The organism is Sphingopyxis chilensis, assembly GCF_035930445.1.
GTDB classification, from domain to species: Bacteria; Pseudomonadota; Alphaproteobacteria; order Sphingomonadales; family Sphingomonadaceae; genus Sphingopyxis; species Sphingopyxis chilensis.
Genome location: NZ_CP142394.1, coordinates 365,889 through 380,219, shown reverse-complemented (window position 1 = coordinate 380,219; position 14,331 = coordinate 365,889). Strand labels below are relative to the sequence as shown.

The window sequence follows — 14,331 nt, the reverse complement described above, 5'->3', positions numbered from 1 at the left end:
ACGGGTAAACGACCCACCTTCCCGCATCATTCGGGTTAGTGATCAGAACCGCACCCGGAACCCAGCTGTACCTTTCAGGGTATAGCCCGCGCCAAAATCGGCGATCGCCGTATCGCCCGACACTTCGGTATAGAGGGTGAAGCGGTCGTCACCCCAGCTGTAGCTGCCGCCAAGCCCCAATTCACCCGACAGACGATGGTCGCGATTGACGATCGGCGTTCCCGACACATCGGCTACCGCGCCGTCGAGCCATTCGTAGCTGAGGTTCATGACGGTGTAGAGGCGAGTGCGGCGCGTATCGCCCGCGCGGCCCTTCCAGCTTGTCTGATGGTCGATCGCCAGGCCCCAGCGGGTTTTCAGACTTTCGCCCTTCCCAACCGAAACCGCGGCCGCCGAAGGATCGGCGAAACGATCGAAAGCGACCTTGGCATAGCTCATCTGCACCTGCGGCGTGACCGACAGGTTGCGGCCGATGGGCGTCTGCTTGCCGAGTTCGAGGCTGAAAGCCTGGCCGTCGCCCTTGTTGCCGCGGACAAGATCCCCAAGGATGTTCGATTCCAGATCGCTGTCGAACCAGCTGAGCTTGACCTGCCCGTCGACATAAAAGCCCTTCGGCCCGTACCAGGTCATCGTCGCGCCGACGCCATAGCCCTGCGTATCGATGGTGCCGTTGCCGAAGATCGACGCGACGCTGCTGTCCGCCTTGCCATAATGGGCGGTCAGCCCCCCGACGAGCGCGGCACCGTCGCCGCGCTCTGCCAGCACCGCATCGAGCCCGAGCTGCGCCTGCCACTGGTTGAGTTTGCGGTCGGCGCCGCTCGTCGATGCCACGGCTTCCGGCCGCTGGCGCTCGGATTCGAAGCGACCCCACAGGCCCGCACCGGCGATCGGCGACGCAGCCCACGAACGGTTGCCGACGCGCTGTTGCAGGGTCGGCAGACGGTTCAGTGACTGCAGTGCGCCGACATAGGCTTCATAGACGGGGACACCCGGCTGATAGAGCGGACCTTCTGGATTCTCGCCGGGGTCGAGCAGCGCAGAGCGGAGGTACCAGTCGCCGTCCTGCGGCGTCGATATCCCATTTTTGTAGAGGCGATAGCCATAGGCGCCCAGCACCACAGCCTGCTCGCCTTCGAACAGATAGTCGCCCTCGAGCGTGAAGCTGCCGTTCGATGCGCCCGCGACATCGACGATCTTGATCCCCTCGACCGTCTGGCCGCCGATGCCGCCGCGATTGATCACCGTGACCCGCGTGTTGCCCGACGTGGCGCCGTTCACAACCAGGCGGTCAGCCGCCGAGGCATCACCGCCGAGTACGGCCTCGATCTCGAGCAGGCCGCCGTTGCCGGTATAGTCGCCCGCCACGGTGAGCGAGCCGATGCCGCTGCCCGGTGCGACGACGCCGGCGTTGACCAGACTGCCCACGCGCCCTGCGCCTTCGACGCGGCCCGCCGCGCCGACGGTGACGGCGCCGCCAAGGCTTCCCTGCACGGCCAGCGTGCCGCCCGCGACCGTCGTGTTGCCACCGAAGCCGCTGTTGTCGGCGGTAACGAGCAGGGTGCCCGCACCACTCTTGGTCAGTCCGCCCGTGCCCGAAAAGAGGCCATTATATGTAAAGATGGTATCGGACGCGGTCGCGATCATGCCCCCGCCGCCGACGACGATGCCGCGCGCACTGGTGAGGTCGGCACTCGTTTCGAGCGTGCCGCCATCGAGTGTAAGGTCGCCGCTCGCCGCGCCGAGATTGGCATCGTTCGAGATGCGGATTGTGCCGCCAACGATCTGTGTGCCGCCGGTATAGCTGTTGGTGCCGCCGAGGACGAGCGTCCCCGCATCGGTTTTGACCAGCTGCGCGGTGCCGGTGAGCGCCGAAGCGATCGTCGCGGTGAAGCCCGCGCCCGCCGTGCTGCCGTCGCCGACGCGGACCGTCGCCTGCGCCCCGTCGAGCGCGACGGAGTCGCCGGTGATGACATAGCCGTTGGCCGCAAACTGCATGCCGGTGATCGACACGGCGCCCGGTGCGTTATCGACCGTGACCGTGCCCGCGGTTCCGCCGAAGATCGCAAAGGCCCCATCGGCGTAGGGCGCGCTGAGGTTACCCGTCGCGTCGGTCCAGTTGCTGTTTCCGGCGCTGCTTTGCCACACGCCATCACCACCGTTGATCACGCCGTCGACCTTTGGTCCGGCGGCGCCGTCCCAGAAGTTCAGCGTCAGCTCGCCCGAGTTGACCAGATTAACCTGCCCCGCGACCGAGGTCTGGACGGCGGTGCTGGCGCCCGTCGGCATGGTGCCGAACGTCACGCCGTTGTTCGTCAGCGTGCCGCCGTAGTTGAACAGGCGATAGATGCCGACGTCGAACGCGCCGCCCGTCGGGACGCTGACGTTGAGCACACCGTCGAGGACCAGATCGCCGCCAACGTTGACGAGATCGTTGAGCGCGCCGCCCGCGACACCCGCCTGCCCGAATTCGAAATCGAGCTGCGTTCCGGCCGCAAGCGAAAGATTGCCGCCGATGGCCAGCGTGCCCGTTCCGCCTGCGCCCGGCGCGAGGGAGGCCCCGCTCGCGAAGTCGACATTGCCGCCGATCGTCCCCGTGCCGCCCAGCGTCGCGCCGGCGGCGACGCTTGTCCCGCCGGTCGCCGCCGAATAGTCGCCGTTGACGAACAGCGTGCCCGCTTCGACCGTCGTCGCGCCGGCGAAGGATCCACTGCCGCCGAGCGCCAGTGTGCCCGCACCCGCCTTGGTGAGGCCACCAGCCCCGCCGACCGGGCCGGTCAGCGTCAGCGTGGTGCCCGTATCGCTGCGGAACACGCCGTCGCCGATCAGCGTGACGGTCCGGCCCGAAACGATATCGGCGGTGGTGTGAAGTGCACCGCCGCCGAGCGACAGCCCGCCGCTCGCATCGCCCAGATTGGAGTCGCTGCCGATCCGGACGGTGCCGCCGTTGATCAGCGTGCCGCCGCTGTAGCTGTTCGCGCCGGTCAGGACGAGCGTGCCCGCGTCGGTCTTGAGCAACTCTGCCGTGCCCGCGATCTGTGCGTCGATGGTCGCGGTATAGCCCGCGCCCGCGACGCTGCCGTCGCCGACCTGAACGATCGCCTGCGCGCCGGTCAGCGTCAGCGTGTCGCCCGCCACGACATAGCCGTCGCTCGCAAACTGCATGCCCGAAGCGAGGACGTTGCCGCCGCCGTTGTCGATCGTGACGGTGCCCGGCGCACCCGCGAAGACCGCGAAGCTGTCCTGCGCATAATCGGCGTTGATCGAACCGTCCGCATCGGTCCAGTTATTGAGGCCGCCCGCGACGCGCCACACCCCATCGCCGCCGTTGAGTACGCCGTCATATTTGGGCCCGACCGCGCCGTCCCAGAAGCTGAGCGTCAGCCCCTGCGAATTGACGAGATTGACCTGGCCCGCGATCGCGGTCTGGACCGAAACGCCGCCGGTGCCGCCCGGGATTGTCCCCAGCGTCAGCCCGTTGTCGATCAGCGCGCCGCCATAGTTGAACACGCGGTAGATGCCGGGGCCGAAGCTGCCCCCCGCCGCGACCGTCACATTGATCGTCCCGTCGAGCGTCAGGTCGCCACCGACATTGACCAGGTCGTTGAGCGCACCGCCAGCGACATCGGCCTGTCCGAACTCGTAATTCAGGATCGAACCACCGGCGAGCGACAGATTGCCGCCGACCGTCAGCGTGCCGGCACTTTCCCCCGGCGCAAGGATGGCGCCGTCGAGCATGGCGACGTCTCCGCCGATCGTGCCGGTGCCACCGAGCGTCGCGCCCGCGAACACCGTCATCAGGCCGGTCGCCGCCGACTGGTCGCCATTGACCAGCAAAGTGCCCGCGTTGACGAATGTGGCTCCGGCATAGCTGTTGGCACCCGTCAGCGTCAGCGTGCCGAGGCCGTCCTTCGTCAGCCCGCCCGCGCCGGCAAAGCGCGGCGCAATGCCGATATTGTGACCGTCGGTATCGATGATGCCACCGTTTGTGCCGAGCGTGATGTCGTTCGTACCGAAATCGGCGAAGAACTCGCCTTCATCCTGCGTCGCGCGGAGCACGCCGCCGTCGAGCGAGAAATCGACCGTACCCAAACCGCCCCCGATCTGGCTGGTCTCGACAACACCACGGTTGCCCGTCGTGCCCGCAATGGTCACAGTTCCGCTGGAACCCGCCGCGACGCCGAGCGCGAAGCCGCCCTCGGCCCGGACCAGCCCGCCGTTTTCGACCAGCAGCGAGCCCGCGCCCTCATTGCCGACGGTCATCGAGAAATCGGTGACCAGCCAGTTCGACCCTGCCCCGGTCACGACCACGCTGCCAGTGGAATTGGCGCCGATATAAGCCTGATTGCTGGTGACGCTCGCACCGTTCTCGATGCGCATGGAGCCGGTGCCAAAGCTACCGACGCTCAGTTGCTGGGTGTTGATCCACGACGTGCCGGCGCCGGATATGATCGCGTTGCCGTTTCCGGAAGCCCCGATGATCGCGTCGTTGCCGGTGACCGTCGCGCCATTTTCAATACGCAGCGTTCCGGCGCCGAACAGGCCGACGTTGATCCGTCCGCTGTTTTCCCACGACGAGCCGACGCCGGTTACGAGCACCTCACCAACGCCGTCGGAATTGGCGCCGATCTGGCCGCCGACGCTGACGACCTTGCCGCCGTCGGCGATATTCAACGTCCCGTTGCCGTCATAACCGACCAGCACATCGCCATTGTTCGTCCAGGTCGAGGCGGCGCCGTTGGCGCCGACACCCGAGACATTGACGATCCCCTGGCTGCCGGCATTGGAGCCGATCCAGCCCGACTGGTTGCCGACCTGACCGCCTGCGGTGATGTTCAGCGTGCCGCTGCCGAACTCGCCGACGACGATGTCGCTCGCCCCGGTCCAGGTCGAGGCATTGCCATTGGCGTCCTGCCCCGAAACATTGACTGTCCCCTGGCTGCCGACGTCGTCGCCGATATAAGCGATGTCCGCGACGGTCACGATGCCGCCATCGAGGATGCCCAGCGTACCGGAGCCAAGGCGGCCGACACGGAGGATACCCGTGTTGGTCCAGGTCGAGGCGCTGCCGCTGCCGTCGGTGCCCGTGACGGTGACGACGCCCTGCTCGCCGATTTCGCGGCCGATCATGCCGTCCGCATTGTTCAGCGTGCCGCCGTCCGCGAGCCGCAGTTCGCCGCCCCGGACGTTGGTTTCGCCCACGAAACTGTTGTCGCCCGTCAGCACGAGCGTTCCGAGGTCGGTCTTGATGACGTCGCCGATGCCGGTCAGGTTCGACGCGATGGTGGCGCTATAGTCCGCACCGCCAATCGAGCCGTCACCGACGCGAATGATCGCCTCTGCTTCAACGAGCGCGATATCGGCGCCCGCGATGACATAGCCGTCGCTGGCGAACTGCATCCCCGATGCCGTGACCGCGCCGAGCGAGCCGTCGACGGTTACCGCGCCACCGACACCCGAAAAGACCGCGAAGGCCGCATCGGTGAACGGCGCGTTCGCCGATCCGTCGAACTCGGTCCAGTTGTCATTGCCGCCACTTGCCTGCCACAGGCCGTCCCCGCCCGTGATCACCCCGTCATTCTTGCCGCCGTTGACACCGTCCCAGAAGCGCATCGTGAGGCCGGTGGTGTTCACCAGATTGACCTGGTTCGCGACCGAGGTCTGCACGAAATAGCCTGCATTGACCGTCAAACCGTTGTCGGTCAGCGTCCCCCCATAGTTGATGACGCGATAGACGCCCGGTTCGAAATTACCCCCAAGGGCCTCCTGTACATTGAGTGTCCCGCCGAGAACGAGGTCGCCGCCCACATCGATCAGGTCGTTGTACGCGCCGCCAACGACATTCGCCTGACCGAAGTCGACGTTGAGCGTCGCGGCCGGGGCGAGGTTCAAGTCGCCGGCGATCGTCAGCCTGCCCGGAACCCCGCCGACGTTACCCGGATTGAGGTTGCCATCGAGGATGGCGACATTGCCGCCGAGCGTGCCGGTGCCGCCAAGCGTGCCGCCCGTCGCTACGCTGACGCCGCTCGACGCGTCGCCAAGGATGCCGTCGACGAGCAGCATACCGCCTGCGACCGACGTCGTGCCGGTAAAGGCCGAGCTGTCACCGGTCAGCCGCGTCGTGCCGGCCGCATGGTCGATCGAACCCGCGCCCGACATGCTGTTGGCAAAGAGATGGTCGGTGCCGGTGTGGTTGAAGTTCAACTCGCCCGCGCCGGACCCGAAAGTTATGTTGCCCTCGATGAAGCCCGCCGCGGCGGCCAAACCGCCTTCGACGCCGCCGATATTTACGGTGCCGGTCGAACCGGCTTGGGCCGCAATCTGGAGGCCTGAGCCGGCGACCGTCCGGCCGCCGTCGGCAACCGTCAGAACCGCAGTGCCAGTCCCGCTACCGATAATCAGGTCACCCGTCGTGGCGAAGCTGGAGCCCGCGCCCGACACTGTCAGGTTTGCGGCCTGCGGCGCGGCACCGAAGGTCGCCGACGCAAAGCTCGCCGTGCCGCCCTGATCGACGGTGAAATTGCCGGCGGTCATCAGCAACGAACCGGTGCTCGTCCAGTTGGAACCCGCGGCAGCGATCGCGACGGCGATGGGATTGGTGTTGCTGGTCGCGGTGCCGATCTGGCTCTCCCCCGCGGTGCGCAGCGTCCCGCCCGCGCCGATCGTCAGGCTGAAGGGAGCGTTGAAGGTCGCGCTCCCGCGAATGCCGCCCGCCACATCAGCCAGCGAGTTCGCGCCGGTGATGTTGATCCGGGTCGCGACGTTGAGAGTGCCTCGCAGATCCAGGTCGCCCGCCCTGATCCGGAGCGTGCCGCCGTCCGTTACGTTCACGACGGTCGAGCCGGCGAAGGCAATAGTCCCGCCAATGGCGGTCGTGCTGAAGACCGAATTCGCGCCGTCGACGCTCAGCGTCGAGCGCCCCATCGTCGTGGAACCCCCGGAAATGACATTGGCCCCGCCGACGATACGAAGCTCGCCGCCCAGACCATTGATGAGCGTCCCGGCGCCATAATTGCTGTCGCCGGTCAGCGTGGTCACGCCGGTGCTTGCTACCTGAACGCTGCCAGTGCCGGTGATCGAGCCCGCATAGGTATAGGCATTCGAGCGGTTGAAGGTGAGGCGGGCATTGTTGACCACGTCGCCGATGATCGAGCCGGTCGCGCCGCCCAAACCGCCGATCTGCAGCGTACCGGCCTCGATCGTCGTGCCGCCGGTATAGCTGTTCTCGCCAGCGAGCGCGAGCGAACCGTCGCCGAGTTTTGTAAATCCGCCGCTTCCTGTCATGGCATCGAGGACGCCGTTCGACGTTGCGGCATTGGCAATGTCGATCGCACCGCCGTTCGCGCCCAGAATGTAGGCGTGCGCGTTGACCGAGTTGGCGCCCGTCATCCGCAAGGTGCCGCCGTCGAGCGTGATCGCGCCCGCCGCATCGCCAAGGAAGCTGTCATTCTCGACCGAAATGACGCCGCCCTCGATCCGCGTGCCGCCGGTGTAGCTGTTGGCCCCCGTCAGCACCAGCGTGCCGGCGTCGGTCTTGACCAGTTGCGATGCGCCGGTGAGGTCGGCAGCGATCGTCGCGGTGAAGCCCACGCCCGCAGCGGTGCCGTCGCCGACGCGGATCAGCGAGTCCGGACCGACCAGCGTCAGCGGCGCGCCGTCGATCAGATAACCGTCGGTCGCGAACTGCATTCCCGTCGCGGTGACCGCACCGCCGCTGTTGTCGACCGTGACCGTGCCCGGCGCGCCTGCGAAGATGGCGAAGGTCCCGTCGGCATAGGCCGCGTTGATCGCGCCGTCGGCGCCGGTCCAGTTGTTGTCGGCGCCGCCGAGATGCCAGCTACCGTTGCCGCCGTTGACTAGATCGTCGAACTTGGGTCCGGCATCGCCGTCCCAGAAGCTGAGCGCAAGGCCCTCGCTGTTGATCAGATTGACCTGTCCCGCGACCGATGTCTGGACGGTGACATCGCTCCCCGCCGGCATCGATCCCAGTTCGAGCCCGTTGTCGGTGAGTGCCCCGCTATAGTTGAAGACGCGGTAGACGCCGCCGCCGAAATAGCCGCCGCTCGACGCCGTGACGTTGAGGATGCCGTCGAGCCGCAGGTCGCCGTTGACATTGACAAGATCGTTGAGCGGACCGCCCGCAACGTCCGCTTCGCCGAATTCGAAGTTCAGGATCGAGCCGTTTGCGAGCAAAAGGTCGCCGTCGATATTGAGCGTGCCGGGGCTGTTACCCGGCGCAAGAATGCCGCCGCTGAGCACATTGACGATTCCCCCGATCGTCCCGCTGCCGCCCAGCGTCGCCCCCGACGCAACCCTCACCAGACCTGTCGCCGCCGATTGGTCGCCGTTGATCAGCAGCCTGCCGGCATCGACATTCGTGAAGCCGGTGTAGCTGTTGTCGCCCGACAACACCAAGGTGCCCGTTCCCGCCTTGATCAGTCGGCCGTCGCCTATGATCACGCCGTCGTGCGAAAGGGTCGTCCCGGCATCGGTCGATATGGTGCTTGCATCATACAGTCGGGTAGTCCGAGCGGTAGCGAAGGACGCGGTCGTCCGCAAAGTGCCGCTGAAGATGCTCAGCCCCCCGGATGACGCGCCGAGATTGGCGTCGGCGGACACTTGCAGGGTGCCGCGGAGGATCGACGTGCCGCCGGCATAACTGTTGATGCCGGTCAGCACGAGCGTGCCGTCCCCCGCCTTCTCTACAGCGCCGCTACCCGAAATAACGCCGTCGAAGCTGACAAGGTCCGAACGGTCGAAAATCAGCATGCCGTCGTTGACGACATCGCCGACGATACTTCCACTGGTGCCGCCATCGCCCAGCTGGAGAAAGCCATCCTCGATCGTCGTGCCGCCGGTGTACGTGTTTGTGCCGGTGAGGACGGTCCCGCCCGCCCCCGCCTGTCGCAGCGAGCCGGTGCCGACGATCTGCCCGCCATAGGACAAAAGGTCGCTGCGGTTGAACCCGAGCGTGCCGAAATTGTTGACGACGGCGCTCGCGATCGCACCCGTGTTGCCGCCGCCGCCGACGAACAGCGTGCCACCGTTGATGTTGGTGGGCCCGGTGTAGCTATTGTTACCGGTCAGCACCCAGGTGCCGCTGTCGTTCTTCGCAAGCGTGGTGATACCGAGGCCGGCATTGCCGATCGACCCCGCCAGCGTGTTGTTGCCGGTGTTGGTCCCGCCGAGCGCGATGGTGCGCGCCAGATCGTTGTTCGCCAGCGTCACCGGTCCGGTGTCAGTAAAGGCGATTGCGCCCGTGCCCGACGATTCGATGAAGGTGACGCCCGACGACAGCGTGAACAGCCGGTTGGTCGTGTCGCCGCTGCCGGTGTAGCGCAGCGTCGAGCCATTGCCGATGACGAGGTTGCTGGCCGCCGCAGACGAAGCACCGATGCTGCTCGCAACGCCGCCGTTGCTGAGCTTGCTGACACCGAGCACCCCGCCGTTGATCGTGGTGACGCCGGTGTAGCTGCTGTTCGCATTGTTGAGGATCCAGGTGCCGAGCCCATCCTTGGTCAGCGAGGTCACACCCGCGCCATTGTTGGTGATCTGCGCGGCGAGGCTGTTGTTCCCGGTGTTGGTGCCGCCCAGCGCAATCGTCTGGTTGCTGCCCGGCGCCGCGAAGGCGATCGCGCCGGTATTGGTAAATGCGATAGCGCCGGTGCCCGAGGCCTCGAGGCGGCTGTTCGCCGAAGCCCCGAGCGTGAACAGGCGGTCGGTGCTGCCGGCTGCCCCGACATATTGGAGCGTGCCGCCGCTCAGGATGAGATTGCCCGCGGCATTGCTCGACGCGCCGATCGCGCTGTTGCTGCCGCCGTCGGTCAGGCAGCCAACCTGGAGCACGCCGCCGCTGACGACGGTACTGGCGCTATAGCTGCTGCCGCAGCTGCCGAGGAACTGGGTGAATCCGCCCGTTTTGACCAGCCCGCCGCTGCCGCTGATCGCACCGGCAAAGCTCGCCAGGCCGCTTCCCCAATTGAGCGTGAGCGTCCCCGTGCCGAGCGACACATTGCCGCCCGTCGCGCCGCCGCCGTTCAGCACCGCGATGGTCGCGTTGAAATTGCCAAGGTCGAGCGTCGCGCCCGCGACGTTCGCCATCGTCACGGCCCGCGCGCCGAACGCTGTGTTCGATCCGGCACGCACGGTGCCGCCATTGACGGTCAGACCGCCGGTGAATGTGTTGTTGCCGGACAGGACGAGCGTACCCGCGCCCTCTTTGCGGAAAGCCCCGACACCCACGATCGCGCCGCTGATTCCGAGCGTAGTGGCGGCATTCGTCACGTTCACCGCGCCGGTCCCGCCCAACCTGATCCCGCGATCGATGTCGACGCTGCCGCCCGTATAAGCGAGCGTGCCGCCCGCGAAGACGAGGTTGGCCGACGCGCTGGTCGATGCACCGATGCCGCTGGCCATCCCGCCGTTGGCGAGGCAATCGACGCTGAGCGTGCCGCCCAGGAGGGTCGTGGCGCCGGTATAATCATTGTTGCAGCCGAGCAGCGTCTGCACGCTGCTGTTTTCCTTGGTGAGTCCGCCCGCTCCGGTAACCGTGCCGCCGAAGGAGACATTCGTCCCGCCAATCGTGAGAGTCGCGCCGCCGAGGCGAACGACACCGCCATTCGCTCCGCCTCCGGACAGACCGCCGATCTTGTTGTTGAAGCCATTGAGTTCGAGCGCGACACCGGCGGCGTCCGCCAGGATCATTATATTGGGACCGCCGAACGCCTGGGTCGATCCGGCGCGCAATATCCCGCCATCGATCGTCGTCGGGCCGGTATTGCTGTTGATGCCCGACAGGACCAAAGTGCCGGCACCAGCCTTGCGAAACGGTACCGCGCCGACGATCGAGCCGCCGACCGTCAGGGTCGTCGCCGCATTGGCGACATCGATCGCGCCGCCCGCGATACCACTCAGCGTAAAGCCGCGGTCGGTGCTCACCGTCCCGCCGGTATATTGCAGCGTTCCGCCGGTCTGGATCACCAGATTGGCGGCGTCCGAGGACGACGCACCGATACCGCTCGCCGCGCCGCCATTCGCCAGCGTGGCCACCGACAGGGTTCCGCCGGAGATTGTCGTTGTCCCCGTATAAATATTGGCAGCGTTCGCCAGCGTCAGCGTGCCCGTCCCGGTCTTGTTCAGACCGGCGCCATCCGAGCCGACGACCACCCCACCGAATGCGAGGTTAGCAGTGCCATCGACCTGAATCGTCCGCGACGGGCCACCGTCCACGAGCGTGAAACCTCGATCGGTCACCGCGTCGGCGCCGGTATATAGCAGCGTGCCGCTCTCGATCACCAAATTCGCCGAATCCGCCGACGAGGCACCGATGGCGCTGTCGACACCCCCGTTGGCGATGTTGCCCACGATCAGCGTCCCGCCGCTGAGCGTCGTTCCACCGGTGTAGCTGTTCAGGCCCGTCAACGAAACGCGGCCAGCACCGCCCTTGATGAAGCTGGTCCCGCCATTGTCGACGATGTTCGACGCGATGGTGAAAGTGCCGGCTCCGGTGCCATTGTGCAGCACGCCGAACGCGCCACCGCCTGCCGAACCGGTGACCGATCCACCGGTGATCAGCTGGCTGCCATTGTTGACGCTGGAAGCGACGATGATCGTGCCATCGACCCCGAGCGTGTTACCCGCGCCGACGGTAACCGTGGAATTGTCCGCAGCGGTATATTTGAGACCGCCGAGTTGGACGTCGCCGGCGACGTTGCCGAAAAAGCCCGTGTTCGACGCACCGCCTTCGTCGCTGACGACGTCGCCGGCCAGCCATGTGCTTGCATCATCCTTTTGCGCATAAGCGGCGAAGGCCGTGACGAGGCCGCCGCTGATCTGCGCATAATCGGTACCGTTGATCGTCGCCCATCCGAGCGCGCCGTCGCCGTTGGTGGTCGTGATCGTACCGCTGACCGGCAGCGTGAAATCGAGCAGGCCGCCGCTCCGCGTGAGTGCGCCGAGGTTCAGCGTCATGTTGCCGCCCGCGCCGGGCGCGATGACGATCCGGTTGTTTCCCGCCGTGACATTCAACCCGTCAAAGCTTTGGCTGTTCGCTGCGCCCGCTCCGGTCAGCGTCAGCGTACCGCCGGCCATGTTGAGCGTCGACTGGTTCGAGAGGATATCGCTGACTGGGGCGCCCGCCGCGGCAAAGTTCAGCGCCAACGTGCCGCCGTTGATCGTCGTATCGCCGATGTAACTGCTTTGCCCGCTGAGCGTGAGCGTGCCCGTGCCGCGCTTGAACAGCCCGCCCGTGCCGGTGAGGCTGCCCGCATAGTTCGTGTTCACGGCACCGTTCACCGTCAGATTGGCGCCGGTGAGCATAACGCTGCCGCCCGTGCCCGCAAGCGAGGTGACTTCGATATCGTGGGTGTTGAGGTCGAGCGTACCGCCGTTGACGACCATCGCATTCGGCGCGCCAAATGCCTGGCTGCTGCCAGCCTGCAGCGTCCCGCCGAGGACGGTGGTCGATCCGACGTAGGTGTTAAGACCGCTGAGCAGCCAACTGCTTCCCGCAGCGCCGTTCATCACCAGGCTGCCGTTGCCCGAAATCACGCCGGACAGGGTGTTGCTGCCCGCGAAGCTGCCGCCAAGGGTAAGCGTGTCGCCGGGACCGGCCGGATTGAACATTGCCGCGCCGGTGAGGGCCAGCGAACCGCTGCCGTCGTTGAGAATGCTGCTGGCGCCGTTGAGCGAGAATGCGCGATCGGTGCTGTCGCCGCTGCCGGTATAGGATAGGACACCGGTGTTGAGGAGGATATTCCCGCCCGTGCCGAGCGAGCTGGCGACACCCTGATTCGCCAGCGAGCCCGCCTTTACCGTGACCGCCTGGATCGTGACGGGGCCGCCGAAGCTGTTGGCGCCACCGAGCGTAATGCTGCGATTTGTCCCGCTGCCCGTGAATATAAACGGCCGCGCGTCCAGGTTGCTGCTGATGGTACCCAGCAGCGCCAGGTCTGCGGTCTGCGCGTCCAGAATCACCGACGATGTATACCCTCCCCCGGCAATTATATCCCCGGTGACGGTGAGCGTGCCGCTTCCCTGATTTCGCAGGATGGAAGAGCCGGTCTGGGGAGCCATGCTCCAGTTGCGGTTCGAGGTCGCGCCGCTACCCGTATAGACGGCAGCGGCGTTGCGGACGAAAATCGTTCCGTCGGCAACCGTGGTCGCCGCGCCGAGGGCGCTCGCCTCGCCCAGATTACCGATCGACGTGAAGTAAAGATTGAAGCCGTCGGTGCCCACCGCCCCGGTGAAATCATTGGTATCGTCGGTAAGCACCGTTTGCGCGACAAGATTGAAGCCGCCCGCGCCGGTGATATGCGCCGAGCCGACGCCGCCGCCGATAGCCGACGTGCCGGAGAGCAGCGTAATGACGCGGCTGGAGCTCAGCGCGCCGGTACTGTGCAATGTCGCGCCCGACGAAAGGGCGATGCCATTGCTGGCGGCGCCGAGCGCCGAATCGCCGCTGACGTTCAACCGGCCCTCGGTCACGTTGACGCCGCCGCTGAAGCTGTTGGTGCCGGTCAGGGTCAGAATGCCTGCCCCCGCTTTGGTCAAGCCCGCGGTTCCCGCCAAGTTCGAATTAATCACGGTGTTGCCGGTCGCCAAGCCGCCGGAGGTGATCGTCGGCGTGGCACCGCCTAGAGTGATCGTGCTACCGTTCAGGACGTAGCCCGCCGAATTGAAGGTGATGTTGCCGACGGTGACAGGAACACCGACCGTTACCGTCCCGGCAGTGCCGCCGAAGATCGCATCGTCGAGATCGCCATTGACCCACGGCTCGACGAAAGGTCCGCTGACGCCGTCGCCATTGGGGCTCCAGTTGAGGTTGGCAAGGTTCCATGTCCCGCTACCGCCTGAACCCACGGCGGTGCCGTTGGCGTCCCAGTAGCGGTCCTCGGCATGTCCCGCCACGGGAACGCAGGCGAGCACTGCGGCAATCGATGCGCTGCAAAGAAGCCGCCGCGAACGGGCCCGAGCACTGCTGACGTTTCGACGGTTCATGCTGTTATCGACCATGAGCTTTCCTTGAACGCGAAATGGCCCGCGGGACGGGCGAGCTGGGGAGATTGGCAGCGGTGGTCGGGTTCGACAGGGGATGGCGCGGCGCATGGAGTGCGACGTTTGCAGGGTCGAGCATGACGGGCAAAGCCGTGCGATCTTCGATCATTCACCCCCCTTTTCTCAAATCCCGCCCCAGGATCGACGTTCGTCCCACGAACACGCTTCCTCTGGAGGCTTGCCTCCGCGTCGCTCGTACCTCCCTTGCGCAAGGCGAGCTAAACGGCGGTCCGTCCGGCCCGATCTCCGCAGAATCGAAAGCCAGTGCAGAACTTGATA

1 protein-coding gene is annotated in these 14,331 nt (G+C 66.2%); it reads right to left on the bottom strand.

Annotated elements, in window-relative coordinates:
- Positions 1 to 42 precede the first annotated feature (42 nt).
- Positions 43 to 13,995 carry an autotransporter-associated beta strand repeat-containing protein gene (locus tag VSX79_RS01820; protein WP_326914244.1) on the bottom strand — a complete coding sequence of 4,651 codons (13,953 nt, stop codon included), beginning with the start codon at positions 13,993 to 13,995 and terminating at the stop codon, positions 43 to 45.
- Positions 13,996 to 14,331 lie beyond the last annotated feature (336 nt).

Excerpts from the sequence above, each read along its gene's own strand:
- VSX79_RS01820 (WP_326914244.1), bottom strand. The coding sequence starts at position 13,995 with ATGAACCGTCGAAACGTCAGCAGTGCTCGGGCCCGTTCGCGGCGGCTT.